The 26,548-nt window shown below is 35.0% G+C and carries 26 protein-coding genes and 1 pseudogene; 15 read left to right on the top strand and 12 right to left on the bottom strand.

Annotation, left to right across the window (positions count from 1 at the left end; translation table 11 throughout):
• Positions 1-53 precede the first annotated feature (53 nt).
• Entirely contained in the window at positions 54-572 is a 519-nt protein-coding gene (locus tag H603_RS0105300) for a gamma carbonic anhydrase family protein (protein WP_026707595.1), read from the top strand.
• 13 nt (positions 573-585) lie between these two features.
• Here the strand turns inward: H603_RS0105300 and H603_RS0105305 are convergent, their stop codons facing one another.
• The 4 genes from H603_RS0105305 to H603_RS0105320 all read right to left on the bottom strand — a co-directional run bounded on the left by H603_RS0105305 (position 586) and on the right by H603_RS0105320 (position 3,760).
• Positions 586-1,299 carry a LytR/AlgR family response regulator transcription factor gene (locus tag H603_RS0105305; RefSeq protein WP_026707596.1) on the bottom strand — a complete coding sequence of 238 codons (714 nt, stop codon included), beginning with the start codon at positions 1,297-1,299 and terminating at the stop codon, positions 586-588.
• Between the two features lie 34 nt (positions 1,300-1,333).
• Positions 1,334-2,290 carry a sensor histidine kinase gene (locus H603_RS0105310; RefSeq protein WP_245576088.1) on the bottom strand — a complete coding sequence of 319 codons (957 nt, stop codon included), beginning with the start codon at positions 2,288-2,290 and terminating at the stop codon, positions 1,334-1,336.
• Positions 2,291-2,421: 131 nt separating this feature from the next.
• Complete coding sequence (locus tag H603_RS0105315; RefSeq protein ID WP_245576089.1) at positions 2,422-2,781, bottom strand: DUF4907 domain-containing protein; 360 nt, start codon at positions 2,779-2,781, stop codon at positions 2,422-2,424.
• Positions 2,768-3,760, bottom strand: a complete 993-nt coding sequence (locus H603_RS0105320; RefSeq protein WP_026707599.1) for a Kelch repeat-containing protein — start codon at positions 3,758-3,760, stop codon at positions 2,768-2,770. The genes H603_RS0105315 and H603_RS0105320 overlap by 14 nt, the downstream gene beginning before the upstream one ends.
• Positions 3,761-4,127: 367 nt before the next feature.
• Here H603_RS0105320 and H603_RS0105325 point away from each other — a divergent pair, with 367 nt between their 5' ends.
• A complete protein-coding gene (locus tag H603_RS0105325) occupies positions 4,128-5,450 on the top strand; it encodes a DUF4270 family protein (RefSeq protein WP_026707600.1) in 1,323 nt (440 codons plus the stop codon).
• Positions 5,451-6,686, top strand: a complete 1,236-nt coding sequence (locus H603_RS0105330) for a PorV/PorQ family protein (protein WP_026707601.1) — start codon at positions 5,451-5,453, stop codon at positions 6,684-6,686.
• 1 nt (position 6,687) lies between these two features.
• On the opposite strand, the gene murI is transcribed toward H603_RS0105330, so the two are convergent.
• The 8 genes from murI to H603_RS0105370 form a co-directional block, all read right to left on the bottom strand.
• Positions 6,688-7,464 (bottom strand): glutamate racemase, encoded by a 777-nt coding sequence (murI, locus tag H603_RS0105335; RefSeq protein ID WP_026707602.1) that lies wholly within the window; start codon positions 7,462-7,464, stop codon positions 6,688-6,690.
• A 116-nt stretch (positions 7,465-7,580) separates the two neighbouring features.
• Positions 7,581-8,081, bottom strand: a complete 501-nt coding sequence (locus H603_RS0105340; protein WP_026707603.1) for an OmpH family outer membrane protein — start codon at positions 8,079-8,081, stop codon at positions 7,581-7,583.
• 37 nt (positions 8,082-8,118) lie between these two features.
• Positions 8,119-9,093, bottom strand: coding sequence for an OmpH family outer membrane protein (locus H603_RS0105345; RefSeq protein WP_026707604.1), 975 nt, complete (start codon positions 9,091-9,093; stop codon positions 8,119-8,121).
• 34 nt (positions 9,094-9,127) lie between these two features.
• Positions 9,128-11,851 (bottom strand): outer membrane protein assembly factor BamA, encoded by a 2,724-nt coding sequence (bamA, locus tag H603_RS0105350; RefSeq protein ID WP_026707605.1) that lies wholly within the window; start codon positions 11,849-11,851, stop codon positions 9,128-9,130.
• Positions 11,784-12,524 (bottom strand): isoprenyl transferase, encoded by a 741-nt coding sequence (locus H603_RS0105355; protein WP_026707606.1) that lies wholly within the window; start codon positions 12,522-12,524, stop codon positions 11,784-11,786. The genes bamA and H603_RS0105355 overlap by 68 nt, the downstream gene beginning before the upstream one ends.
• A 4-nt stretch (positions 12,525-12,528) precedes the next feature.
• Positions 12,529-13,281, bottom strand: coding sequence for a type IX secretion system protein PorG (porG, locus tag H603_RS0105360; protein WP_026707607.1), 753 nt, complete (start codon positions 13,279-13,281; stop codon positions 12,529-12,531).
• A 172-nt stretch (positions 13,282-13,453) separates the two neighbouring features.
• Positions 13,454-14,338: an NAD kinase gene (locus H603_RS0105365; protein WP_026707608.1), complete on the bottom strand. Its 885-nt coding sequence runs from the start codon at positions 14,336-14,338 to the stop codon at positions 13,454-13,456.
• 64 nt (positions 14,339-14,402) lie between these two features.
• A complete protein-coding gene (locus H603_RS0105370; protein WP_026707609.1) occupies positions 14,403-15,059 on the bottom strand; it encodes a CBS domain-containing protein in 657 nt (218 codons plus the stop codon).
• A gap of 115 nt (positions 15,060-15,174) precedes the next feature.
• Here H603_RS0105370 and H603_RS0105375 point away from each other — a divergent pair, with 115 nt between their 5' ends.
• The 12 genes and pseudogenes from H603_RS0105375 to H603_RS0105430 all read left to right on the top strand — a co-directional run bounded on the left by H603_RS0105375 (position 15,175) and on the right by H603_RS0105430 (position 26,479).
• Complete coding sequence (locus tag H603_RS0105375; protein ID WP_026707610.1) at positions 15,175-15,888, top strand: pyridoxine 5'-phosphate synthase; 714 nt, start codon at positions 15,175-15,177, stop codon at positions 15,886-15,888.
• A gap of 154 nt (positions 15,889-16,042) precedes the next feature.
• Positions 16,043-16,807: an alpha/beta fold hydrolase gene (locus H603_RS0105380; RefSeq protein ID WP_026707611.1), complete on the top strand. Its 765-nt coding sequence runs from the start codon at positions 16,043-16,045 to the stop codon at positions 16,805-16,807.
• Between the two features lie 14 nt (positions 16,808-16,821).
• Positions 16,822-17,166, top strand: a complete 345-nt coding sequence (locus tag H603_RS0105385; RefSeq protein ID WP_026707612.1) for a phage holin family protein — start codon at positions 16,822-16,824, stop codon at positions 17,164-17,166.
• Positions 17,167-17,256: 90 nt separating this feature from the next.
• Positions 17,257-17,622, top strand: coding sequence for a hypothetical protein (locus H603_RS0105390; RefSeq protein ID WP_035675510.1), 366 nt, complete (start codon positions 17,257-17,259; stop codon positions 17,620-17,622).
• A gap of 154 nt (positions 17,623-17,776) precedes the next feature.
• Positions 17,777-18,127: pseudogene (locus H603_RS16535) on the top strand (heavy-metal-associated domain-containing protein); the annotation flags it as partial.
• Between the two features lie 44 nt (positions 18,128-18,171).
• The gene (locus tag H603_RS0105400; RefSeq protein WP_026707614.1) at positions 18,172-18,861 is read left to right on the top strand and encodes a DUF3347 domain-containing protein; all 690 of its coding nucleotides are present in this window, start codon (positions 18,172-18,174) and stop codon (positions 18,859-18,861) included.
• A gap of 61 nt (positions 18,862-18,922) precedes the next feature.
• A complete protein-coding gene (locus H603_RS17710) occupies positions 18,923-20,203 on the top strand; it encodes an efflux RND transporter permease subunit (RefSeq protein ID WP_026707615.1) in 1,281 nt (426 codons plus the stop codon).
• Between the two features lie 7 nt (positions 20,204-20,210).
• Positions 20,211-22,148, top strand: coding sequence for an efflux RND transporter permease subunit (locus H603_RS17715; RefSeq protein WP_026707616.1), 1,938 nt, complete (start codon positions 20,211-20,213; stop codon positions 22,146-22,148).
• Entirely contained in the window at positions 22,135-23,382 is a 1,248-nt protein-coding gene (locus tag H603_RS0105415) for a TolC family protein (RefSeq protein ID WP_026707617.1), read from the top strand. The genes H603_RS17715 and H603_RS0105415 overlap by 14 nt, the downstream gene beginning before the upstream one ends.
• Positions 23,383-23,384: 2 nt before the next feature.
• Positions 23,385-24,626, top strand: coding sequence for an efflux RND transporter periplasmic adaptor subunit (locus tag H603_RS0105420; protein WP_035675513.1), 1,242 nt, complete (start codon positions 23,385-23,387; stop codon positions 24,624-24,626).
• 2 nt (positions 24,627-24,628) lie between these two features.
• On the top strand, positions 24,629-25,843 hold the full coding sequence (locus H603_RS0105425; protein WP_026707619.1) for an efflux RND transporter periplasmic adaptor subunit: 1,215 nt from the start codon (positions 24,629-24,631) through the stop codon (positions 25,841-25,843).
• 75 nt (positions 25,844-25,918) lie between these two features.
• Entirely contained in the window at positions 25,919-26,479 is a 561-nt protein-coding gene (locus tag H603_RS0105430) for a helix-turn-helix domain-containing protein (RefSeq protein ID WP_035675516.1), read from the top strand.
• The last annotated feature ends 69 nt before the right edge of the window (positions 26,480-26,548 follow it).

The following is a 26,548-nucleotide window of genomic DNA, read 5'->3' on the forward strand; positions in this document are numbered from 1 at the left end:
TTTGAATTCATTTTATTTTTAACAAATATTAACTCCTCTTCAATATAAAAATCATGCTGATAAAAACTGTAAACGGTAAAACTCCTGTAATTCCTGAAGATTGTTATGTCGCAGAAAATGCAACTATCATAGGAGAAGTTACGTTTGGTACATCATGTAGTGTGTGGTTTAATGCTGTCATTAGAGGTGATGTTAACTTTATCAGTTTTGGGGGTAAAGTAAACATACAAGATGGTGCTGTTATTCATTGTACTTACAAAAAACATCCCACGATTGTAGGTAATAACGTTTCGATAGGGCACAATGCAATTGTTCATGGTTGCACAATTCACGACAATGTTTTAATAGGAATGGGAGCGATTGTTATGGATAATTGTGTCGTAGAGAGTAATTCGATTGTTGCTGCAGGTGCAGTTGTTACTCAAAATACGGTAATAACATCAGGGACTATTTGGGCAGGTGTACCCGCAAAAAAAGTGAAAGATATTGATCAATCAAATTTTGCTGGGGAAATCGCTAGAATATCTGATAATTATGTGATGTATTCTAGCTGGTTTAAAGAGGAAGAATAACAATCTTTGCTAATTATAATTTTATTTTTTCGAAAAATAAACTTTTATAACTCTCACTAATAGGAATTCTCTTCTCGGCGATGATTACTTTATTTTTTTGTATCGATGTGACATGTTTAATATTGATAATGTAAGAGCGGTGTATTCTTGAAAACCCTTTTGAGGCTAGCTGCGCGTCCAATTTTATTAAACTAATCAGCGTCAAGATGTATTTGTTATCTGTGGTGTATATTTTTACATAGTCCTTTAAACCTTCGATATATAAAATATCACAATAGTTCAATTTTACATTTTCATACTCTGCTCTTACAAACATAAAATCATGTGCTGTTTCAACAGCGGCAAGACTTGCAGGATTTGGCGTAGTTACCACGGGACTAAATAATTGCTGAGCACGCGTAACCGCCTTTAAAAACCGATTAAAGGGTATTGGTTTTACGAGATAGTCTACGGCTCCTAAATTGAATCCTTCGACAGCATAATTCTCATAAGCAGTTGTAAAAATAACTAGTGGTTTTTTATCGATCGCATTCAAAAAGTCAATACCTGAAAAATGAGGCATTTCGATATCAAGAAAAATCAAGTCTACTGGATTTTGATTGATTATAGCAATGGCATCGATAGCATTATTAAAAGTGTAAACGAGTTCAAGAGCTTCGACTTTGCTCACAAATTCCTTTATCAAGTCAACTGCTAGCGGTTCGTCATCAATGATTACACATCTCATTTTGTTAGGTTTTAATTGTGGTAAAGATACTGTATTAAGTATTGGGCTTTTTTACGGTATCAAGTTTTAACTTCAGGTTTGCAGTGTAATGGGTTTCAGTTTCTGAGATAATTAACTCGTGAGTGTTTGGATATAGTAAGTTCAGCCTACTTTGTATGTTGTTCATTCCTATTCCAGAATTGTCTGGATCCTTACTGTAATCTAGTTTTTTGTTTTCGATAAAAAAATCTAAATTATCGCTTTCAATTACAATTTTGATTTTTACATAAGCCACTCCTTTATAATCAGTACCGTATTTAAAGGCGTTTTCTACAAACGAAATTAATAATAACGGCTCGATGTATTTTTCTCTAGTTTCGCCATGAACATTGATAAAAATATTCTCAATGTTATTAAGTCTTAACTTTTGGAGTTCGATATAATTTTTTAAATAATTAATTTCTTTCTCTAAAAAAACAGTTTGATTATCTGTTTCATATAACATGTAGCGCATCATTTCTGATAGAGTTACAATCGCATCTGGAACCAAGTCTGATTTTTTATATGCAAGAGAATAGATACTATTCAAGGCATTAAATAGAAAATGGGGATTGGTTTGTTTGCGTAAATAGTTTAACTCAGTGGCATTTCGATTCGATTCGGCAAGAATTTTATTTTGCTGATTGATGTGAAATTCGGCTAATGTTCTGATTACTGTGCTTGCCGCCAAAATAAAAACGTAAAATAAGGATGGAATCAATTTAAAAAAGATGGGCGGTTTTCTTCTAAATCCTGGATTGTTTGCCATTCTATTTCTTGCCGCTTCCATCAACTCTCTAGGGATTTCCTTATTGAATTCTGGAGTAAGATAATGTATGTTAATCATGATTAGCAGGTACATTAAAACAGCAGTAATCAGTAAATAGAGTACGGTTTCTTTTTGTAAAAGTAATTTAGGAACTAGGTAATAATAATTTCCATAAAAAAGCATGATGCCTAGAGCCCATTGCATATAAAAATCAATATTGCCAAATTTATTATTTTCATAATTTGGCAATAAAGCAATGATTATAACTAAACACCACAGTATACTATGTGTAAATAGACTGCTTGAAAAAGTGCTTTTTAATTTATCTATTGTCATTAAAATTTTATTGCTAAAGTTTTTAAATCACTCATTGTTATAGTAGGTGAACTATTTTGTTGCAATCTTTGAACTACTAAAGAACCAGTTTTTAACGCGTCATCTTCTGATTTGAAACTATGATTATTAGTTATAGCGGGAATGACAGTTTGCTTAATTATTATTTTGTCATCCTGCTTGATCGTGTAGCCCCATCCATTATCAACTTTTATGGCAGCCACTTTTAATGTATTATTGTCGTGGCAAGATAGGAAAATGAAAGTTACAAATAAGAGTTGTACTTTTATTGCTGTTGCTAATGAGAAAAACTTCTGATCAATTGACCAGAAGTTTTTTATTTTATTTTTAATTGTCATCATCATTTTGTTCTTCTAATGGTTTAAATTCCCATACATCATCATAGTATGCCGAACCAGCTCTACCTAATATTACAAAACCTCTTTGATTAATTGCAAAACCTGAAGCATCTGTCCTAGCAGAACCTTCAAGTGGCGTTTTTTCGTTCCATAAATCAGTAGATGGATTGTACTCCCAAATTGATTTTGAACTTTCTCCACATGCAATATATCCTAGACCATTCATAGAAAAACCTACAGCGTTTGCTCTTGTAATTAAATAAGTATCGTGGTCATCTTCATCATCATCAAGATCTCTTTTTTTAGTCCACACATCAGTACTTGGGTCAAATTCCCAAAAGTCGACTTGATATACTCCATTGTTAATTCCTGTTCCTATATAGGCTTTATCATCAATCACAAAAACAGTTGCGTTACGACGTTTGTTACCTCCAAATCCAGTTACTAAAGTCCAAGAGTTTGCGGTGTCATCATATTGATAAAAGTCTTTAAGATAATTTCCATCATAACCAGTTCCAAAATAAGCTTTGCCACCCACCTGAAACCCTACGGCTGAGTAACGCCCAGTACCTGAGAAATCTGTTTTTTGACTCCAACTATTGCTGTTAGGATCGTACTGGTAAAAATCACGTAATTTATTTGTACCATCATATCCTAATCCTACATATCCTTTTCCGTTAAGTTCAAATGATGATGCGGCGCTTCTAGCAGGGCCCGTGAAATCTGCCTTTTGTTCCCAGTAATCACCATCTGAATTGTAGGCCCATAAATCATTAAGATATTCGTCACCAGTATATCCTGTAGCAATAAATGCATAAGAACCAATGACAAAGTTGGTGGCACTTGAGCGTGCAGGCCCGTCAAATGAAGATCTTTTAATCCAGTTTCCTAAGGCATCTTCAGTATCGTCATTACTACAACCTACAAAGGCAATACTGATAGAAAGTGTAGCAAACAGTAATCCTCTTTTTAATATATTCATATTCATCATTTTTATTAATAGTTATATTTTAAACCTGTTGAGACAAGAATCATTCTATTGTTTTCAAATCTTTATTCATATAAGAACTACTAGGTCGCCCCCCTTAAACGGGTTGAAGCAGTTGCTTATTTAATGAAAAAGACCATTATAGGTTCAAAAATAGATGCAATAAATATCCCAAAAAAAGAATATATATGGATGTGCTAATTATATAGACGAAGTTGTCATTAAATTAGATGAACTCGACTATCATTGTTCAAATTGCAATCATCGTGAGATATTGGTCTTCGATAGACAATTTATCCTTATTGGTATAACTTATAATTTGGTTGAGGGAAAGGGCATTTATATTTGTTCAAAAACGGTTATGTATAAGCTTTTTTATCTCCTGATTTTAAGTGTGATTATCTCGTCGTGCAACTCTGACGTTGATACTGGGGAATTTGTAGTTGGTGCTGATTACTTAGCACTAAATAATAACGTAATTCAAATTGATACAGCTACAGTGGAGCTGTCTACTATTCGATTAGATTCGTTGGTGACATCTAGTCAGAGTAGAATTCTCGTAGGCTCGTATGTCGATCCTATTTTTGGTAAAATAAAGTCAGACAGTTACTTTCAGTTGTATGGCAATAGTTACGCTTTGTATACTGATAATGCCGATACCGAAAGCACAAACTATGTCTTTGATTCTATTCGTATGGTTATGAAGCTGGACAAATATTATTATGGTGATACTACTAAAACGTATACTTTTAATATCCATAAATTAACCGAGCAAGTTAAAACTAGCTTAGAAGATAATACGTTTCATAACGACTCAAAATTAAGTTATCAAAGTGCTGTTCTAGGTAGTATAAGTTTTAAGCCAAAACCAGTAAGTACTGATTCGATTAGTGTTGTGCTTAGTGATGACTTTGGAAACGAACTTTTTCAAAAAATCAAGAAGAAAGAGATTGCTAATTCTGATGAGTTTGTAGAATATTTAAAAGGTTTTGTCGTAACAGCAGATAGCGACAATAGTTCTAGTGTTCTAGGATTTGATTTGTCAAGCGAACTACGGTTGTATTATTCAAAATATTTATCGAATAGCGAAACCTCATTTGTTTTAAGTTTTGGAGTTTATGATTCAAGCAAGCAATTTAATGCGATTACCGCAGATAGGGCAGGCACCGTAATTGAAGATTTACCCATAGCAACGAGCAAATTAGTAAGTACCAAAACTGCCAACCAAAGTTTCATACAATCGGGGAGTGGTGTTTCCTGTCGGATTGACTTTCCCAATATAAAGCAACTTAAATATGCTTTTGAAAAAGGGGCTATTGTCGATGCGCAATTGTCAATCAAACCGGTTAATAATACCTACTCAGCTCGTTATTCTCTTCCGGAATCTTTGCTAGTGTACATAGCTGATGATTTAAACAGAATAAAAGGTTTGCTAACTAATGCTTCAGGAGAGCCAATTTACGCTGTATTAAATCAAAGTGCTGATGAGTTTAACGAAAGCACAGCGTATACCATTTCGATTGGTTCTTTTCTACAATCAGAGATGATCAAAGCATCAGATTCAAGATACTCTTTAATTCTGGCCTCTCCAGATGTTTCAAAAACAGTAAATAGACTAGTATTAGCTGATCAAAAAGCAGCTTCAAATTCTTTGAAAATGAAAATTTATTATATTTCTTATTAAATGAAAAATAACCTAACATATTTAGCCTTTTTACTTCTTTTTAGTTGGCAATCTTTTGCTCAAAGTATTTCGAGCTCTCCTTATTCTCTTTATGGATTGGGGACAGTCTACGATGCTGATTTTGGAGGAATTCCCGGTATAGGTTCTTCTGGGATTGCTTTGCCTTCGACACAGTTTATCAATAATTTAAATCCTGCCTCATTGGGATTTATGAATTTAAATCATTTTTTGTTTGATGTTGGTGGGAAAGCCATTTTAACTAGTTATGAAAATAGTGTCAATAAAGAGAGTCGCAACAACGCTCAGTTTTCTCACTTAGCTCTGGCATTTCCAGTTAGTGATAAATCGGCTTTCAGTTTGGCGCTTAAGCCTTACTCAAGTAGCACTTATAAAATTTCTAACTTGTCGCTTCCTATTATAGATAGCGATAGTGATTATATCCTTGATGCTACAGGAAGTGGTGGATTAAACGATGTTGATATATCTTACGGTCGTAAATTTTCTAAAAAGTTATCACTTGGAGCATCGGCTTCAGTATTATTTGGAAATACCACAGATGATAAAACGTTTACTATAGGGAACTCGATCACTAACAGCTATAAAACCACTAATTATTCTGGTGCGCGCCTTTCCTTTGGAGGGCAGTATGTTGTAGACTCTACATTTACAATTGGATCTACTTTAAAATTGCCAACAAAAATAAATGGTAGTCAAGTGGGTAGCCTCACGACGGTGAATATTTCAGGGAGTTCTGTAATAGAGTCAGATGTAGTCACTGATGTTGATAGCTACTACATGCCATTTGAAGCGGGATTCGGAATTAGTAAAGTTTTTAAAAATAATATCAACTTAACTCTAGATTACGAACGCCGATTTTGGGATAGTACAAATCAATCTTCGATCTATGGAAACTATGCTGATCAAGATAAATATGCACTGGGATTGTCATACAGCAAGCCTTCGGTAATTAGATCTTATTTTGATCGAATAAAATACTCAACAGGATTAAATTATGATACGGGGTATCTAGAAGTAGATGGTAATCGTGTGAAAAATGTTTCCTTATCAGTGGGACTTTCTTTGCCTTTAGAGAATTCGGCAACGGCGTTGAATATTAGTTATTCTTACGGACAAAAAGGGAGCATCGGTAATGGTTTAATAAAAGAAAATTATCATAAACTATCGCTTAATTTAAGTTTAGATGCTATATGGTTCGTCAAGCGAAAAATTGATTAATTTAAAAATCTTGCTTTATCACTTGGTATTTATCGCCTAAAATCCCTCTTAAAACAGTAGCTTCTGTATTCGAATAAAATACAGCGTTTCTCGACTTTGTACCGTTAAACCCAATATTATCTGCTAGCAAGTTTTTTGTTTGTTTGGCTACAGCTTCACCAGAATCAATTATTTGAATGTGATCTGGTAGCATCTTTCTAAGTTGAGGTATGAGGTAGGGGTAATGACTGCATCCCAGAACTAAATAATCAATATTCTCGGCAATCATGGGTTGGATGTAGGACAACAATAAATCGTGCATCTCAGCTGAATTTATCGCTCCTGCCTCGATAAGTTGTACCAGTCCATGTCCAACTTGTTCGATAATTCTCGTATTGCTGTATTTTTGTATTGCTGTTGTAAATAGTGCGCTACTTAAGGTTCCTTTAGTTGCCAAGATACCAATCGTTTGCGTTTTAGAATATAAAGCCGCTGGTTTTATTGCGGGTTCGATACCTATAAAAGGCACTGGATAGTTGGTTCGTAGCTCCTCAATTGCGTTTGTAGTCGCGGTGTTGCAGGCAACCACAATTAGCTTACAATCCATCTCTAATAGAAACTCAGTGTTTTTAATACTTAGGGCTACAATATCCTCTTTAGACTTTTGGCCATAAGGCGCATTTTTACTGTCGGCTAAATAGATTGTTTCCTCATCAGGTAATAACTGATGAATCTCTTTCCAGATAGAAGTTCCCCCAATACCGGAGTCAAAAATGCCTATAGGTTTGTCATTTTTCATTAAAACAAAGTTAGCTGCTCTTTTTTTAAATTCCTAAAAAAATGGTGTTGTATAAAACAAGAAACCACTCGATCACAATGTGAGGAGTGGTTTTTATTCTTATACTTTTAGGTTTCTTAGAATCCTAAATCTTTTTTTACATCAGCAGTCAAGTTAGGACCATCAGCAAGTAATAGAGTAGAACCGTCTAATACATATTGGAATCCTTTTGCTTTTCCAACTTTTTGAATAGAAAGTCTTACTTTTTCCATTATCGGTTTGATAATATCTGATTCTTTTTGTTGTAATTCTTTTTGAGCGTTATCTCTAAAGTCAACAATTCTTTTTTGCATATCTTGAACCTCTTTAGAGCGATCTCCATTGATTGCATCAGATACCGTAGCTGATTCGCTTTCGTACTTTTTCAATTTCCCTTGGTATTCATCAACCATTTTTTTGTAATCTGCATCGTATGTTGTGCTCAATTTATCCAATTGTTTTTGAGCATCTAGCATAGCAGGCATTTTAGACATAATTTCACTCACATCAACATGAGCCGCTTTTGCTTGAGCATTCATCGTTTGACCTGCTCCTAAAATGAATAATGCAGCAATTACTAAAGTTTTGATTTGTTTCATCGTTTTTAAAATATTAAGTATTAATTTTTGTTTGGTTTTACTTTTGTTCTCTAGACTTCAATATAGAATCTCGTTGTTTAAGGATTTGTGCTCTTCTTTCTTCCAGAACTTTTTTACGATCCTCGATAAGTTTTTTACGTTCTTCTGCTTTTTGAGCCTTCATGTCATCTAACTTCTGCTGTGCACTTTCATCAGTTAGTTTAGTATCAGTTTCTTTGCTAGTACTAGTTGTAGTAGTATTTGCAGAAACCGTGCCATTTTTTCTAGATTCTCTTTCCGCAGCTAATTTGGCTTTACGATCGTAATATTCTTTTTTCTTTAATTCGACTGCCGCTTTGCGCTCTTCTAATATTTTATCTCTAGCAGCTTTGCGTTCATCTAGCAGTTTTTGTCGCTCTTGTAAGGCTTCGTTACTGTCTATTGCATCTTCTTTGCTCTCCCTAGCTTCTTGTTGTTCCAGTTGCTTTTTACTTAATTGCTCTCTTTTGTCTGTTCGTGTTAATGCGCGCAATACTTGGTCGCTTATGTCATAACGCTTTGCAGCAAATAACATCGTTAAATCAGAGGAGCGGTCAAATATAAAATCATATTTATTACTTTCTGCTAGATCCTGCACAGCAGTAAAAACTTGATCTTGAATTGGCTTTGTTAGCTGCATTTTTTGAAGCATCAAATCACCGTTGGCTCCAAATCTCTTTTGTTGGTAATCGAGCATTTCACGTTCTAAAAATCGTATCTCTGCTTCACGTTCCTCAATCAAATTCTTTGTTAGAAGCGCTTTTTCAGCTTGTAAAGCAACTTTTATTTTATCAATTTCTACTTTTTTAACCTCAATTTCTTGTTTCCATTTCTGTGCTTTTTGCTCTAATTGAGCATTAGCTTCAGTATAACTAGATACATTTTGCAAAATGTATTCCATATCAATGTATCCTACTTTCGTTCCCTTCGTTTGAGCATGAGAAAAAGATCCAACTATAGTGGCTAAAAATAAAAATAGAAATTGTTTTCTCATATTTATGTGATTAGAATATTGATGCATTTTATATCTAGAATTGTTGTCCTATGATAAAGTGTGTTTGCCAGCCACTAGGTTCTGTTTGACCAGTTGCTGCGTCAAATCCATGAGCAAAGTCGATACCTAATAAACCAAATGCTGGCATAAATACTCTAAGTCCTACACCTGCTGATCTTTTTAAGTCAAAAGGATTGAAAGTTTTAAAATTTTCATAAGAATTACCTGCTTCTACAAAACCAAGTGCATAAATTGATGCTGATGATTTTAATGTGATTGGGTAACGTAATTCCATTGAGAACTTGTTATAAACGGTTGCTCCAATTTGCTCATTATTACTGTTTAGAGGTGTTAATGAGTTGTTCTCGTATCCTCTTAACTGGACCGTCTCTCTACCGTCTAACGAGTAATTTGCAAGACCATCTCCACCAACGTAGAATCTTTCAAATGGCACAGCGCCACGATCTTGATTATAAGCTCCTAAGAAACCAAACTCTGTTAATGTTCTTAAAACTAATTTACCATAAATTTTAGTATAGGCATCAGCTTTAAATTTAATTTTATAGTACTCTAACCAGTTAAATTTCTTTTGGTCAACAATGGCAGCATCTGCAGCAGCTTCTTGAAAAGTTGATACTCTATTACCTGACGCATCTAAGTAAGATCCTTTAGGTATAGTGATGTTTCCATTTGAATCAAATTGATCCACTGTACTCTTTAATTTGTATTCTTCTTTATCCCCTAATGTGGCATAGTTTATTCCGTTAAGTAAACTGTAAGGAGGTGTTATTTTTGCCGAGATACTAAATTCAGACCCATAAGTAGGGAAAATTGGATTCACCCCTTTGTTATTCCTTGTTAATCCAATTGTGTAAGCTAAGTTACGAGAATTACCATCTCCAAAGGTAAACAATCCAGTATTGTAGTTATTTAAACTATAGTGCTGGTAACTTACAGATTGCGATAGAACGAAGAAGTCATCTGGTTCTGTCAGTCTTTTTGCTAAACCTACAGACAATGTCAAGATATTAAAACTTTTACTTTTATCAGCTTTTTGAGTCTGAAAATCATTTAAAAACTGCTTACTATATGAGATAGAAGAACTAAATTGCACCGGTTTTTTTCCTCCAAACCATGGTTCAGAAAACGAAACACTATACGTTTGAAAGAAAGTACTTCCTTGTAAACGTAAAGATACTTTTTGACCATCTCCCATAGGTAATGGTTTGTACGCATCTTTATTTAACATGTTTCTAGCCGAGAAGTTGTTAAATGATAATCCTAATGTACCAATGAATCCACCTCCACCGTAACCACCTTGTAGTTCAATTTGGCTTGATCCTTTTTCTACTAATTGATATTCGATATCAACGGTACCTGCTGCAGCATCAACATTTTTAAATGCTGGATTGATTGCCTCAGGGTCAAAGAAGCCTAATTGACCAATCTCACGAATTGTTCTAACTAACTCGTCTTTGCTATATTTTTGACCTGGCTTAGTTCTTAATTCTCTGTAAATTACACGGTCATTGGTCTTATCGTTTCCTACTACAGTAATTTTGTTAAAGTAAGCTAATGGTCCTTCAGTAACTCTAATTTCGAAGTCGATTGTGTCATTTGCAGTTTTTACCTCAACAGCATTAATATTTGAGAATAAATAGCCACTGTTTTGATACAAATTTGTAATGTCTTCCCCGTCAGGTTTTGTTTTGTCTGCAATTCTTTTTTCAAGTAAAACACCGTTGTATGTTTCTCCTTTTTTAACCCCTAATATTCTTGATAATAATTGATCAGAATATACCGTGTTACCTAAGAATTTAATATCTCCAAAATAGTATTTTCTACCTTCTTCAATATTAACATTAATAGCTAAAGTGTTTTTTTCTTTATTGTATTTAACAGAGTCAGAAATGATTCGAGCATCTCTATATCCCTTTTCCTTGTATTTTGCAATTACATTCTCTAAGTCTGATTTGTATTTGTCTTTAATGAACTTAGATGCTTTTAGAATTCTTAAAAAGTTCTTTTGCTTCGTGTCTTTCATTGCTTTACGCAATGTCTTGTCAGACATTTGTTCGTTTCCGTCAAAGTCAATACTACTAATTTTTACTTTGTCACCTTTGTCAATATTCACTAACATGTTCACCTCATTTGTAGTTGCGGTGTCCTTAGATATATTGATGTTTACTTTAGTATTATAGTAACCGTCCTTTTTGTATTTGTTTTCGATGTAGTTTTTAGTGGTTGTTAACAAGTTTTCGTTAACCACTTTGCTTTTAGTTAAGCCGTTATCTTTAATTAACGCCTCAGTCTTGTTTTTCTTAACGCCAACAAATTTCACTTCCTTAAGTTTAGGAAGTTCTTTAATATCTAGATCAAGATAGATGCTGTCATTTTCAATGTGATTGATATAAAACGAAATTTCGTCAAATAGGCCTAGTTTTCCTAACTTTTTGATGGCGCTACTAATTTGTTCTCCAGGAACCGTAATTTCTTGTCCTTTTTGTAATCCTGCAAAGGTTACCACTGTTTGCTCATTAAAGCTTATTTTACTTGTAACTGTTACATTACCAAGTATGTATTTTTTTCCTTCGTCAAAAGGAACTCTGTCTTGGGCTTTAGCTTTTGAGAAACTCGCTATAAGGGCGATGGTAAGGACTGCTTTTATACTTTTATTCAACACTAAAAATTTATTTAATTTGTTCACTTGTTTTTCCAAATCTGCGCTCTCTCTTTTGATAACTAATGATAGCCTCATATAACTCTTGTTCTTTAAAGTCTGGCCACAATACGTCAGTAAAATACAATTCAGCGTAAGCTATCTGCCATAACAGAAAATTACTTATCCTGTGTTCTCCACTTGTTCGTATTAATAAATCTACATCGGGTAAATTTTGCGTGTAAAGATGCTCATTTATAATTGAATCGTCAATAGCGTCAATTGAAATTATATTATTTTTAACTTTATCACTAATAGACTTCACAACATTAACAATTTCTTCTCTAGATCCGTAACTTAATGCTAAGGTTAGTGTGAGTTTCGTATTGTTTTTAGTTTTTTCAATTACATCTAGTAATTCTTTCTGCGCTGTCTCAGGCATTTTCTCAAGATTACCAATGGTGTTTAAACGGATGTTATTCTTGATTAATGTTGGCAATTCTTTCTTCAATGATTTGATCAAAATCTTCATTAATGTATCTACTTCTAATTTTGGTCTATTCCAGTTTTCTGTAGAAAAAGCATACAATGTAAGATTTTCAATACCGAGTTTAGCACAAGTCTCAATAATGATTTTTACCGATTTTGTTCCGCTTTCATGTCCAAAAGCTCTTAGTAATCCTTGCTTTTTTGCCCAGCGGCCGTTACCATCCATTATAATTGCTAAGTGGCGTGGTAAGTTGGTAATGTCTATATGTTCTAGTAAATTCATTTTTTTAGTCTGCACAGTAACATGGTTTTTGTCCAAAAGTATACGTTAACGTAACTCCTGTAAAAAGATACCAATCATTATTATTTATATTTCCAAAAGCGATGTTATTCACAGTTACGGGGCTAACTGACATGTCAACGTATGTTAGAGGGTAGCTACTGTCTAAGTCGTCTGTAAAAGTGTAACGTGCTCCAGCTTCAACCGCTAGAATAAATCTGCTATTTAAAGTTGTTTTTACTCCAATATTAAAAGGTATTGCAAAGCTTGAATTACTGTAGTTTTCTTGAATTTGCATTGGTCCAGATGTAGGTATTCCCGAAATTCTTGTTCCAATAGGTATATTATGACTTAAATCTCCTTCGTAAGAAGCATAGCTTATTCCTGTATATATATAAGGTGTAAATTGTCTACCTGCACGGTATAAATCAAAGTCAAAAAAGTTAAACTCGATACCCACTGAAGCTTCTGTCAGTTTAGTGTCAAATCGATCTTCTCTTAATTGTCTACTTATATCGTTAGACTCAGTGTCATTTGCACTTAGTTTACTATACATTAAAGATGCTCTATACGCTAGCCGTGTAGTTTGATTCCATTTATAAAGCACACCTAATGCGAGTTTGTTCGGAGCGATGTAACTAGTCGATCCTACATCACCAACAAAGTTGCTTCCGCCTACAAATACTCCAATTTCGTTAATTTGAGAGTACATAGAAACGCTTAGAAATAGCGATAAAATAAGAGTGAAAAATCTATTCATTTGTCTTAAAATTGCCTGCAAATATAATAATTATCGATACTAATCAATGCCTTATCTGTTAAAACTGCTTATATTTTAGATATTAATAGGTATTATAGAGTGCGGTTGAGAGTTTATAAGTTCAAAACGAAATAAAACAATGAAATCGTATAATGACTGTGTATTTTGTGATTTAGTTTCGCTTATCTTCTCCCCATAACAATTTACTACGCAACGTTTTTAAGAAAGTTGCTTCTGGAATTTCCACCATATTTATTTTAAAGGCCGTTTTTCTAATTGTTAATATAGAATCATTTCCCACTGATGTAATTCTTGAATCTAAAGATACAAGATAGTTTTCTTCCCTTCCTGAAACGCGCAGCTCTATATCTGTATCGTCTGGAATAACAAGTGGTCTTGCATTTAAGTTATGTGGAGCGATAGGTGTGATTACCAAACTTTTTACATCTGGTGTTAATATAGGCCCTCCGCAGCTTAAAGAATATCCCGTAGATCCTGTTGGTGTAGAGATTATTAAACCATCAGCCCAATACGAATTTAAGAACTCCCCGTTTAAATAGGTATCTATGGTAATCATCGATGTAGTGTCTTTTCTACTTACGGTGATTTCGTTCATTGCAAAATTAATATCTTGCAATGCCTCATTTGTTGGAGTACAACTCAAACTTAACAATGTCCTTTTAGACAAAGTATATTGTTTGTCTAATACAATTTGTAGAAAAGAGGCAATGTTTTCCTTTTGTACGGTTGCTAGAAAACCAAGTCTGCCTGCGTTAATTCCTAATATCGGAACTCCAGAGTTACGTACCAGCGTAGCAGCTCTTAAAATAGTTCCATCTCCTCCTATACTTAATAAAATGTCAAAACTTCTGTCTAACTCCGTGTGCGATGAAAATGTTTTATAATCTCTTTGGATGATTTCCTTATCATAAAGCATTTCAAGAAAATCAGCTTCAATAACGAGTTCTACATTATTTCGATTAAAAAAAACAAAGATGTCCTTAATAATTGGTTCTGTACTATTTTGGTAATATTGACCGTAAATGGCTATTTTCATTGTAGTTGCTTGTGCTATTTTATTTTGAAGAGAGTGAGCAGTTAAACTTTGTAGTTATCCTAAATTACATATTCAAGTAACGGTCTAGATAATCCGAACGTTCTTTTAAATTATTAATATAATCATCCTCGTGATGTTCAGAGGTGATTTCGTAGTTATACCTTCTAAATGTTTGAATGATTTCATTAATTGCTCCTGTGGTAATTTTCAACGTTACCTCGACAGTATCGGTATCTGAATCAGAAATGAATAATCCTAGTAATTTTGCATTATTGCTTTCAACTATTTGTGTTATTTGACTCATAGAATAATCGACAAGTCCTTTGCGGACTTTTATAATACTACCTTGCTCTTTTAAAAAAGTTGTTTGATGAAAAAACGTTAAGATATCTTCGATTTCATAATAACCTACATAGTTGTTTTCGTTGTTTAAAACCGGAATTAAATTAGCGTGATTTTTGGCAAATACAGTCAAAACTTCCAACCATATGGCATCAGCTCTTGTGAAAAAATGTTCTAAGGTGTATTTAAAGTCGATTACTTTTTTATCCTCATCAAACGTTGCAGTGTCTTCAGCGGATAAATTTCCAATGAAGATACCGTTTTCCAACACTGGAAAGTGTGAAAAATTTGATTCGGCAAAAAAATCATTCACTGCCGAAATACTATCTTGGCTGTCAATGGCTTTAAAGTCAGTAGTTATGTAGTTTGTAATTTCCATCTGTCGTGAATCCTCTATTTTTATGCAAAATAATCAAAAAAAGGCAAAATCTCCTACCTTTTACTTTGTATTTTTGTACACAGTAATAAGATAGTTTTAATCAAATAGTATTTCAATGACAAAGTTAAGTGTAAACATCAATAAAATAGCTACTTTACGTAATGCCAGAGGAGGAAATGTGCCCGATTTATTAAAAGTTGCTGCAGACATTCAAAAATTTGGAGCACAAGGAATCACTATTCACCCGCGCCCAGACGAACGTCACATCCGCTATCAAGATGCTCGCGATTTAAAAGCCATTGTTCACACCGAATTCAATATAGAAGGAAACCCTCAGCATAATTTTATCGATTTGGTTCTTGAATGCAAACCAGAGCAAGTTACATTAGTACCAGATGCAATTGGTGCCATCACTTCCTCTGCTGGTTGGGATACAGTAAAAAATCAGGCTTATTTGACTGAAATGATTCAAGAATTTAAGCGAAATAATATTCGAACATCCATCTTTGTCGATCCTATTCTTGCTATGATTGAAGGGGCAAAAAACACAGGAGCTGATCGCATCGAATTATACACTGAGGACTTTGCCCACCAATACAGTTTAGGAAACCATGACGCGATCAATCCTTATGTAACAGCATCAGTTTTGGCAAACGACTTAGGCTTAGGGATTAATGCAGGACACGATTTAAGCTTAGATAATATTCAGTTTTTCAAGCAGAACATTCCAGGATTACTCGAAGTTTCTATAGGACATGCATTAATCGCAGAGTCACTATATTTAGGTTTAGAGAATGTGGTGAACATGTACTTGCAAAAATTAAAATAAAATAATTTGGGCGTGCCCTTTATAATCCCGATGATCTCGGGATTTTAAAGGTCGGGCTATACGCTACAATCTTTTTTCATATTTCGCTATCGCTTCATATTAAAAAAGGATTTTCGCTGCTATCCCTCACGCGAAACCATAAAAACAAAAGAAAATGCTATATTCAAAAATAGAAGGAGAAGGAAAACCACTTTTAATCCTACACGGATTTTTAGGTATGTCAGATAACTGGAAAACTATTGGAGTACAATTGTCAACAGAAGGGTATCAAGTGCACTTACTCGATTTGCGTAACCACGGTCGCAGTTTTCAATCAGAGGAATTTAGTTATGCCTTAATGGCACAAGACGTATTTGATTATTGTAAAGAACATAATTTAGAAAAAGTATCCGTTATCGGGCATTCTATGGGAGGTAAAACAGCCATGTTGTTTGCAACTACCTATCCTGAGATGATCGATAAATTGATTGTCGCTGATATTGGCCCAAAATTTTATCCGCAGCATCATCAAACGATTTTAGCGGGATTAAATGCCGTAGATTTTGAAAAAAAACCAAGCCGCGCTGATGTCGAAGCTACGCTAGAAGAATACATCACCGACTTCGGAACGCGTCAGTTTTTAATGAAAAGTTTGTTTTGGCAAGAGCCAGGTCAATTGGCTTTCCGTTTTAATCTTTCTGTTTTTAATAAAAAGTTAGACGAAATAGGTGTGGCACTTCCTGAAGCTGCAGTCTATGACAAACCTACGCTATTTATTCGTGGTGGAAATTCGGATTATATTAAGGATGGCGATTTCGATGCGATAAAGAAACATTTTCCACTAGCGGCATTCGAAACAATTCCTAATGCTGGACACTGGTTACACGCCGAAAACCCAAAATTGTTTCATCAATTGGCAAAAGATTTCTTAGATAAATAATTTAAACGAACATTATGAAAGTTTTATTTAGAATATTAATTACTGCAGTATTAGTTGTAATTTTATCACATTTGATGCCTGGAGTACATGTAGAAAGTTTTGTAAAAGCTATTTACGTTGCTATTGTTTTAGGGTTGTTAAATCTTTTCATCAAGCCAATCTTAGTTATACTAACATTGCCTATCACCTTCATTACATTAGGGTTGTTTTTACTAATTATCAATGCAATATTGATTTTGATTTGTGATAATATTGTAGGAGGCTTTAGGGTAGATTCTTTTTTAACCGCCTTATTGTTTAGTGTAATATTGTCTGTTTCCCAGTCGCTTATGTACGCGCTTTTTGGAGAGACTAAATAAATATATTCTTAAAATTAGTAAAACTATATTAACAAATTAATGCATGTAAACTAATATAGTTTTACTAATTTTGTACTCAATTACAAGAAAATGAAAAAAATCCACTTTATACTAATACTCTTAATTGGCGTCCTACTGATGCCCAATTCAGTATTAGCGTGTGGAAATAGCGTCGACAAAACTTCTTGTAGTAAAGAGATGTCTTCTCATAAAGATATGAAAGACTGTTGTAAAAAAGAGAACTCATCTAAGAAGAATCATAGCGGTTGCGCTGGAAAATGTGGTAATGCCATGTGTAGTGTATCTTCGATTCAATTGGGAGTTGTTTCAACTTTACCAGTAAATCTTGTTGCTGATCTATTTAATTTTTCTAAAGAGAAGCAAAAATTTTACCATACTATATCTTTAACTTCAGAAGGATATACTTCAATCTGGTTACTTCCTAAAATAGGATAAAACCATTTCAAGACAGCCAATAGTCTGTCTATTTCAAAGTGCAACTGCACTTAACACCTTTATTTTAGCGGCATATTTATAGTATCTTAATTGTAGTTATTAAACTATCATGATTTACGCATGCGTCTTATTTATTTAATTTAAAATTTATCGAATGAAATCAATTCAAAAAGGTTTGATTACAATGCTGCTATTGTTGTCAGCCACGGCTATGCAAGCCCAAATCAAAAATGCAAAAACAGATACTGTAACTATTCTAGGTAATTGCGGTATGTGTCAAAAAACGATCGAGAAAGCTGGGAACATTAAAAATGTAGCTTTAGTAAACTGGAACAAGGATACTAGAGTAGCTTCAATAACATATGACGCTAATCAAACCAATCAAGACGAAATCTTAAAACGTATTGCATTAGCAGGTTACGATAGTGAAACAATTACTGCGCCAAACGCAGCATACAAAAAGCTTTCTCTATGTTGTCAATACGACAGAGAAGTAAAACAATCAAATTAATAAAAATCAAATAATCAATACATTAAAAACAATTCAACATGAAAAATTTAGTAAAATTAGGTCTCTTATCATTAGTGCTAACAATAGCATCTTGCAAAGACAACAAAGAAAATGCATCAGACGATAACAAAGAAATGGTTGCTGATAACGAGCTATATTCTTGCCAAATGCACCCAGAGGTAACGGGTAAAAAACGAGATACCTGCACAGAATGCGGCATGAAATTAACAGAAAAAGTAAGCGAGAGAGACGAAACTGTCTCTGTTCAGGAACTGGAAATCGTAAAAAGTAAAGCGGATTTTTCTATTGATCTTATCTTAGATAAATACATTAATCTTAAGAATAAACTAGCGGCTGATGACAGTAAAGCGGCTGCTGCTGCAGGAATGGAATTAGAACGCGCCATAAAAGGAGCTAAATCTGATGTGATCGAAAAAGAATTGCAAAATCAATACACTACAATCACAAAGGCTGCAATTGAAGAAACAACTATCATAGCAACAAACTCAGGGAAAATTGCAGATCAAAGAAAGCAATTTGCGGCTTTAAGCCAAAACATGACGTATTTAATACAAATGTTTGATACCGATAAAAAGTTATACCAAGATTATTGCCCAATGTACAATCACGGTAAAAACGGATACTGGATTAGTGAAGTAAAAGATATTAAAAATCCTTACTACGGAGCTGAGATGTTGACTTGCGGTGGAATAAGCAAAGAGTTGTAATAACAAACACAATGTCCTCTAATCTTTTGACAACAGTAATTTTGTCTAACACCTTCTGGTTATGGTTGAAAAATTAATATCCTTTTCTTTAAAAAACCGTGCGGTTGTGCTGCTCGTTTCGCTCTTTCTTTTTGGATGGGGAATTTATAGTGTGCAACAAAATCCCATTGATGCAATCCCTGATTTGTCTGATAATCAGGTGATTGTTTTCACGGAGTGGATGGGTAGAAGTCCGCAGGTAATTGAAGATCAAGTAACCTATCCTCTGGTTTCCAACCTGCAAGGAATTCCGAAAATCAAAAACATTCGCGCCTCTTCTATGTTCGGGATGAGTTTTGTTTACATCATTTTTGACGATGAGGTAGATCCCTATTGGGCAAGAACCCGAGTTCTAGAACGCTTGAATTTTGCTCAACGCTTACTGCCAGAAAATGTCACACCTACACTTGGGCCTGATGGTACCGGTGTTGGTCATGTTTTTTGGTACCACTTAAAAACCGATAAAATGGATCTTGGGGAACAGCGGGCTTTGCAAGATTGGTACGTAAAATTTGCTTTGCAAACGGTTCCCGGTGTTGCTGAGGTAGCCTCTTTTGGTGGTTTTGAAAAACAATATCAATTGGTATTAGATCCTCTCAAAATGCAATATTACAATGTAAGTATGACCGAGGTAATGAAAGCGGTCAAAACGAGTAACAACGATGTCGGAGGTCGAAAATTCGAAATGAGTGACCGCTCGTATGTTGTGAGAGGACTAGGGTATATCAAAGACATTAAAGACGTCGAAGGTATCGCTATTAAAAATTACAATTCGGTTCCTGTGAAGGTGAGCGATGTAGGATCGGTGCAAATGGGTGGTGATTTGCGTTTGGGTGTATTTGATGCAAACGGTGAAGGCGAAGTGGTAGGTGGTATCGTAGTGATGCGCTATGGCGAAAACGCCGACAAAGTTATTGCTGCGGTTAAAGAAAAAATGAAAGAAGTTCAAAAAGGCTTGCCTGATGGAGTGACTTTCGAAACCTCTTACGATCGTTCGGATCTAATTGCCAAAGCTGTCGAATCAATCAAAGGAACGCTTATCGAAGAAATGATTGCTGTTTCGGTGGTTATTTTACTCTTTCTTTTTCATTGGCGAAGCGCCTTGATTATTTTAATACAGTTGCCAATTTCGGTCGCAATAGGATTTATTTTATTGCAAGCTTTTGGTATTTCGTCAAATATTATGTCCCTCACCGGAATCGCATTGGCAATAGGTGTAGTTGTGGATGACGGAATAGTAATGGTCGAAAATGCTTATAGAAGCATATCCGAAAGGCAAGAAGAACTTGATAGTAATCCATAATTTGGCCATGAAAAAATTATTCAAAAAAATATTTAAAAAAGAGCATGATCCGCTGTCTCACGAGGAGCGCATGAAACTCATCGAGGATTCCTCTAAGCTTGTAGGGCCAGGAGTTTTTTATTCGACCCTAATTGTGATTGCTTCTTTTTTACCGGTTTTCCTTTTAACAGGAATGGAAGGGAAATTATTCAGTCCGTTGGCTTGGACGAAATCATTTATATTAATAGTAGATGCAATTGTCGCGATTACATTAACTCCGGTATTAATTAGCTATTTGCTAAAAGGGAAATTACGACCAGAATCGAAGAACCCGATTAATAGAAAATTAGAAACGCTTTATACTCCCATTTTGATTTTCTGCTTAAAATGGCGCAAATCAGTATTGGCTGTAAATGTTGTAGCCTTGCTTATTGGTGGACTCATGTACACAAGATTAGGATCTGAGTTTATGCCAGCTCTTGATGAGGGTTCGATATTGTTTATGCCGGTTACTTTGCCCGATGTTTCTAATTCTGAAATCAAAAGAATATTGCAAGTTCAGGATAAACTGATAAAATCAATTCCTGAGGTGACGCACGTTTTAGGAAAGGCAGGAAGAGCAAACACGGCGACAGATAATAGTCCGATTAGTATGATCGAAACCATTGTGTTGTTGAAGCCTCATAACGAATGGAGATCGGGTAAAACGAAGAGTGATATTGTAAGCGAGATCAATAATAAACTGCAGATTCCTGGAGTGACTAACGGATTTACACAACCAATTATTAATAGAATCAACATGCTTTCTACGGGTATTCGAACAGATGTAGGGATAAAAATCTACGGTGCTAGTTTGGATACCATTGATGCGCTTTCGCAAAAAATAAAAAAGACATTAGAAGGCACAGAGGGAGTCAAGGATTTATTTGCAGAACCAATTACTGGTGGGAAGTATATTGATATTTCGGCAAAAAGAGACGTGATTGGACGCTACGGACTCACCGTTGACGATGTCAATAATGTGGTAGAAGCTGCCATTGGCGGAATGACATTAACGACAACTATTGAAGGGAGACAGCGTTTTTCTGTAAATGCACGCTACGCTCAAGAATATCGAAACAGCATTGACGGACTTAAAAAATTGCAGGTGCAAACTATGGATTTTGGTCCCATTCCTTTAGAAACAGTGGCTGATATTGCCATTAGTGACGGACCTCCGATGATTAATAGCGAAAACGCCATGTTGCGCGGAAGTGTTTTGTTTAATGTTCGTGATCGCGATTTAGGAAGTACTGTCGAAGACGCACAGAATAAATTGAATACCATGATGGCTAAAATGCCAAAAGGATATTACGTAGAATGGAGCGGACAATGGGAAAGTCAGATCCGAGCCAATAAAACACTATCGCTGATTTTGCCGATCGTTGTAATTATCATTTTTATCATTTTGTACTTTACTTACAATTCGATGAAAGAAGCAATGATTACAATGATTACAGTTCCTTTTGCTTTGATTGGCGGAATATTCATGGTGTATTTCTACGGTATTAATCTATCAGTAGCGGTGGCTGTTGGGTTTATTGCATTATTTGGTATGGCCATAGAAACGGCCATGCTAATGACAATATACCTCAACGAAGCGATGACTAAAATGGTTGCAAAACACGGAAACACTGCCGAGACAATCAACGAAGATATTATCAGAGAATATGTCATCGAAGGTTCTGCTAAGAGATTGCGTCCTAAATTAATGACAGTTTTTGTAGCACTTTTTGGTTTGATTCCTATTCTTTGGTCTACAGGAACGGGCGCTGATGTGATGATTCCAATCACGGTTCCATTAATTGGAGGAACGATTTCTTCAATTATTTATGTATTACTAGTAACACCTGTTGTTTTTGAAATGTCAAAATTACACGAACTAAAAACAAAAGGTAAAATAGATATTATCGATGCGAAACATTAAATTATATACGATAGTTTGCTTTTTAGTTTTTGGTTTAACCAATGGGCAAACACTTTCTGTTGAGGCAGTTTTAACGGCTATCAAAGAGAATAATCCGCAGTTAAAAATGTATGATGCCGAGATTCAAAGCATGGATGCCAATGCCAAAGGAGCTAAAAGTTGGAGCGCTCCTCAGGTATCAACAGGTTTTTTTATGACTCCTTATAATACTAAAATGTGGAAAGCTACAGATATGAGTACCGGAATGGGAGCCTATATGATTGGTGTGACACAGATGATTCCCAATGCTTCGAGACTCAAAGCCGATGCTGATTATATGTATGCCATGTCATCCGTGGAAACTGAAAATAAAAATTTCACGATCAATGAATTGAATGCGCTGGCAAAAACAAATTATTACGAGTGGATTGTTTTAGATAAAAAGCTAAAAATCACTAAGGACAATTTAAGCTTACTCGACTACATGATTAAAAGTATCGAAGTCCGATTCAAGTACAACAAGGACAAGCTTTCTACTTATTACAAAGCCAAATCACAATATAGTGCACAGCAAAGTTTAATTGTTACGATGCAAAATGATTTGATTCAGAAAAAAGTAATGCTCAACACTTTGATGGCTCGTGATAAAAACAGCAATTTCGAAATAGATACAACCTACAGCGTCAAGAATTTTGACATGATGCCAATGGATAATTCCGCTTTGTCAGAAAGTAGAAGTGATGTAAAAGCTATTGATCGCACAATGGAATTAAACCAAATGAAAATTGCGATCGAAAAATCAAAGTTACTACCGGAGTTTGGGGTAAAATATGATCACATGGTTCCGTTTGGGGATCGCTCACAACAATTTTCATTGATGGGAATGGTGACTATCCCGATGCCATGGTCTACCAAAGGGAATAAGGCGGCGATTAATAGTATTCAAATTAAAAATGAAAGTTTGGAGTGGCAAAAACAGATGATTCTAAATGACGCTGCTGGTGCCATAAATGGAATGCAACAAGAGCTTGTGAATTTAAAAAAGCAGTTTGATATCGCTGAGAAAAGTATCATTCCCGCAATAAAACGCAATTATGACACTTCGGTTTTATCATGGCAAAACAATACAGGAGAATTATTTGAAGTTTTAGATGCTTGGGAAGCTTTGAATATGGCTCAAATAGACAAACTAGATAAGTTACAGAATATATTCAAGACGCAAATTGCTATCGAAAAACAACTTGAAATAGAATAATTATGAACAAATATTTAAAATTTAGTATCCTGTTTTTGACTGTTTTAGTGGTGGGACTTGTTGTTTATTATAAAACAGAATTGTTTCATAACACGGATGCGCATGCCGCAGCGGATGAGGTTTACACCTGTTCAATGCATCCTCAAATAATCAAGCACGAACCTGGAAGTTGTCCTATTTGCGGAATGGATTTAGTGAAAAAAGTCAGCGAAGAACAGCCTGAAGAAAGTCAAGACATTAGCTATTTATTGCAACGCACGGATGGTTTTGTAGTAGGTGAATTTGAAAACACAAGGTTAAAAGATACTGCCATTGGTAGCTTGGTTAATTTACCGGGAATGGTAACTTATGATCCTAATTCGTCAGTTACGATTTCGGCTCGAATTAGTGGCCGAATCGAAAGAATGTACGTGAATCGAAAGTTTCAGGCTGTGGCCAAAGGTCAAAAACTCTTTGATATTTACAGTCCAGAATTGGTGACTGAACAGCAAAATTTTATCTACCTCATCACTAATGATGCTGAAAATAAGACTATCATTAATGCTATCAAGCAAAAGTTAGCGCTCTACGGAATGACTAAAGCACAAATCAATGCTTTGGCTGCAGCCAAAAAAGTAAATCCTATCATTACTATTTACAGTCCCGCAAACGGAATTGTAGACGGAACAGAAAAGATGGATGCTAATGCCGAAGCAAAAATGCAAAGCATTAATACTGAGGTTTTAGGGATCAAAGAAGGAGATTATATCACAAAGGATGTTACAATTTTCAGGTTGTTAAATACAGATAAAGTTTGGGGAGTTTTTAATATCATTCGGGGATATGCCAGTTTGGTGCAACTAAATCAGGCAATTGCGATTACCACAGAATTAGATGCTGAAGAAGTAATTCACGCCAAAGTGAATTTTATCGACACCCAATTAGACCCAAACGAAAAGACCAATCGCATAAGAGTCTATCTTGATAATTCAAAATTGAAATTACCGGTAGGCTTGCGTTTGGAAGCAAAAGTCACGACAAATGCAACTGCTGGTTTGTGGTTGCAAAAAGAAGCTATTGTGAGTTTAGGTACTGATAAAGTCGCTTTTGTAAAAAAAGAAAAAGGCTATAGAGCTGTCAAAGTAAAAACGGGATTAGAAAGAGAGAATTTGGTGCAAATCTTAGAAGGGGTAACCATTGAAGATGTATTAGTATCAAATGCACAGTATTTAATAGATAGCGGAAGCTTTATAAAAACAAAATAAAGATGAAAAAGCTACATCAATTTGGGATGCTTATTTTAATGATTGCACTTCTGGTGAGTTGTAATTCTAAAAATGAAGAAAAACATGCCGACCATAAGTATCAACAAAGTATCTATTACTCTTGTTCGATGGATCCCCAAATTAAAGAAGAAAATCCAGGAAAATGTCCCATTTGTCATATGGAGCTAACGCCCATGCAAAAGGACAACGGCGCTTATAACGAAATCACATTAAGCGATCAGCAAATAAAATTGGGAAACATTACTATGCAAAAAAGTAGTGCCTCTGAACAATCGAGTCAAGAAAATTTCACAGGAGTCTTAACGATAAATCAGTCTAATGTTAAGAGTATTTCGGCACGAGCTACGGGTCGTATAGAAAAATTGTACATTAAAACAGAAGGTGCTTCAATCAAAAATGGACAAGCGGTTTACCAAATTTACAGCGAGGACATTGCGATCGCAAAGCAAGATTATATTTCGGCTTACAAGCAAATGGAGATTCCGGGAGATTTTGGTAAAAACGCCAAAAGCATGATGCAAGCGGCTAAGCAAAAACTATCTTTTTACGGACTCTCAAATGCGCAGATTGAAGCGATTAAAAGAGGCAAAGAAGTATCACCTTATACTACGTTTTATAGTAATTATAGTGGTACCGTTGCCGAAATCACAGCTACCGAAGGAAGCTATGTCATGGAGGGAGCGCCTGTTTTGAAAATCGGGAATCTGTCTACTTTATGGTTAGAAACGCAAGTGAATGTGAATTACGCCATGCAATTGCGAGTAGGGCAAACGGCTTTGATTTCGTTTGTAGATTTTCCGTCGAAGGAAATCACGGCAAAAGTATCGTTTATCAATCCTGAAATTAATGCAAGTTCGAGATTGTTGTTAATCCAAATGGAAGTGCCCAATACTAATTTAGCTTTAAAACCCGGAATGCAAGCCATTGTAAAATTGACCAAGTCAAATATTAAAGGAATTTTTATTCCTTCAGATGCAGTGATTAGAGACCAAAATGGTAGTTCGATTTGGGTCGAAAAAAGTAAAGGTGTATTCAAAAATATAAAGGTTACCTTGGGGACTGAATCTAATGGAATGGTAGAACTTGTTTCAGATCTAGATGCTGATGCTAAAATAGTAATCACTGGAGCCTACGCTGTTAACAGTGAGTTTGAATTTCGAAAAGGAAATGACCCTATGGCCGGAATGAAAATGTAAAGTGGTTTGATTCGAATGCAATATATTGATGAGGTTCGAATGCTGTTTTTAATATAAAATAAACGCGTTGTTTTAATGAAAGTATACATAAAAAATATGGTTTGCAATCGCTGCGAAATGGCAGTGACAAAGGCATTCGAAAATTTAAAACTGCCTTTAATAGCATTGGCTTTGGGAGAAGCTACTTTGTCAAGAACGCTTTCAAGTGGTGAGAAACAAGGTTTAGCTGCGGCATTGCATGCGCTTGGTTTCGAACTGCTAGAAGACAAAACAACACAAACAATCGAAAAGATTAAGAATAGAATCATTGATTTGGTACACCATCAAAATGACAAGTTAAAAGTAAATTTTTCTACTTATCTCTCGGGAGAATTAGGGCAGGATTATAGTGCTTTGAGTAAACTTTTCTCTGAGGTTGAAAGTATGACGATCGAGCATTATTTTATTGCTCAGAAAATAGAAAGAGCAAAAGAATTATTAGTTTATGATGAGTTGAGTTTAGGCCAAATAGCAGAACAATTAAACTATAGTAGCGTGGCACATTTGAGTAATCAGTTCAAAAAGGTAACAGGTTTAACACCAACACATTTCAAAAAATTGAAAGATAAAGACCGCAAACAAATCGACGCTTTATAAATGATGCAAATGTCTTCCATAATTGTGTAATGAAGATGAGGTTTAGTATTCGGATCTTTGTATGATAAT

Source organism: Flavobacterium frigidarium DSM 17623 (assembly GCF_000425505.1).
Lineage (GTDB): Bacteria > Bacteroidota > Bacteroidia > Flavobacteriales > Flavobacteriaceae > Flavobacterium > Flavobacterium frigidarium.

What these genes read in the sequence shown, in the direction of transcription:
- H603_RS0105300 (WP_026707595.1), top strand. Translation starts at nt 54, where the DNA reads ATGCTGATAAAAACTGTAAACGGTAAAACTCCTGTAATTCCTGAAGAT.
- H603_RS0105305 (WP_026707596.1), bottom strand. Translation starts at nt 1,299, where the DNA reads ATGAGATGTGTAATCATTGATGACGAACCGCTAGCAGTTGACTTGATA.
- H603_RS0105310 (WP_245576088.1), bottom strand. Translation starts at nt 2,290, where the DNA reads ATGCAATGGGCTCTAGGCATCATGCTTTTTTATGGAAATTATTATTAC.
- H603_RS0105315 (WP_245576089.1), bottom strand. Translation starts at nt 2,781, where the DNA reads ATGATGACAATTAAAAATAAAATAAAAAACTTCTGGTCAATTGATCAG.
- H603_RS0105320 (WP_026707599.1), bottom strand. Translation starts at nt 3,760, where the DNA reads ATGAATATATTAAAAAGAGGATTACTGTTTGCTACACTTTCTATCAGT.
- H603_RS0105325 (WP_026707600.1), top strand. Translation starts at nt 4,128, where the DNA reads ATGTATAAGCTTTTTTATCTCCTGATTTTAAGTGTGATTATCTCGTCG.
- H603_RS0105330 (WP_026707601.1), top strand. Translation starts at nt 5,451, where the DNA reads ATGAAAAATAACCTAACATATTTAGCCTTTTTACTTCTTTTTAGTTGG.
- murI (WP_026707602.1), bottom strand. Translation starts at nt 7,464, where the DNA reads ATGAAAAATGACAAACCTATAGGCATTTTTGACTCCGGTATTGGGGGA.
- H603_RS0105340 (WP_026707603.1), bottom strand. Translation starts at nt 8,081, where the DNA reads ATGAAACAAATCAAAACTTTAGTAATTGCTGCATTATTCATTTTAGGA.
- H603_RS0105345 (WP_026707604.1), bottom strand. Translation starts at nt 9,093, where the DNA reads ATGAGAAAACAATTTCTATTTTTATTTTTAGCCACTATAGTTGGATCT.
- bamA (WP_026707605.1), bottom strand. Translation starts at nt 11,851, where the DNA reads ATGAGGCTATCATTAGTTATCAAAAGAGAGAGCGCAGATTTGGAAAAA.
- H603_RS0105355 (WP_026707606.1), bottom strand. Translation starts at nt 12,524, where the DNA reads ATGAATTTACTAGAACATATAGACATTACCAACTTACCACGCCACTTA.
- porG (WP_026707607.1), bottom strand. Translation starts at nt 13,281, where the DNA reads ATGAATAGATTTTTCACTCTTATTTTATCGCTATTTCTAAGCGTTTCT.
- H603_RS0105365 (WP_026707608.1), bottom strand. Translation starts at nt 14,338, where the DNA reads ATGAAAATAGCCATTTACGGTCAATATTACCAAAATAGTACAGAACCA.
- H603_RS0105370 (WP_026707609.1), bottom strand. Translation starts at nt 15,059, where the DNA reads ATGGAAATTACAAACTACATAACTACTGACTTTAAAGCCATTGACAGC.
- H603_RS0105375 (WP_026707610.1), top strand. Translation starts at nt 15,175, where the DNA reads ATGACAAAGTTAAGTGTAAACATCAATAAAATAGCTACTTTACGTAAT.
- H603_RS0105380 (WP_026707611.1), top strand. Translation starts at nt 16,043, where the DNA reads ATGCTATATTCAAAAATAGAAGGAGAAGGAAAACCACTTTTAATCCTA.
- H603_RS0105385 (WP_026707612.1), top strand. Translation starts at nt 16,822, where the DNA reads ATGAAAGTTTTATTTAGAATATTAATTACTGCAGTATTAGTTGTAATT.
- H603_RS0105390 (WP_035675510.1), top strand. Translation starts at nt 17,257, where the DNA reads ATGAAAAAAATCCACTTTATACTAATACTCTTAATTGGCGTCCTACTG.
- H603_RS0105400 (WP_026707614.1), top strand. Translation starts at nt 18,172, where the DNA reads ATGAAAAATTTAGTAAAATTAGGTCTCTTATCATTAGTGCTAACAATA.
- H603_RS17710 (WP_026707615.1), top strand. Translation starts at nt 18,923, where the DNA reads ATGGTTGAAAAATTAATATCCTTTTCTTTAAAAAACCGTGCGGTTGTG.
- H603_RS17715 (WP_026707616.1), top strand. Translation starts at nt 20,211, where the DNA reads ATGAAAAAATTATTCAAAAAAATATTTAAAAAAGAGCATGATCCGCTG.
- H603_RS0105415 (WP_026707617.1), top strand. Translation starts at nt 22,135, where the DNA reads ATGCGAAACATTAAATTATATACGATAGTTTGCTTTTTAGTTTTTGGT.
- H603_RS0105420 (WP_035675513.1), top strand. Translation starts at nt 23,385, where the DNA reads ATGAACAAATATTTAAAATTTAGTATCCTGTTTTTGACTGTTTTAGTG.
- H603_RS0105425 (WP_026707619.1), top strand. Translation starts at nt 24,629, where the DNA reads ATGAAAAAGCTACATCAATTTGGGATGCTTATTTTAATGATTGCACTT.
- H603_RS0105430 (WP_035675516.1), top strand. Translation starts at nt 25,919, where the DNA reads ATGAAAGTATACATAAAAAATATGGTTTGCAATCGCTGCGAAATGGCA.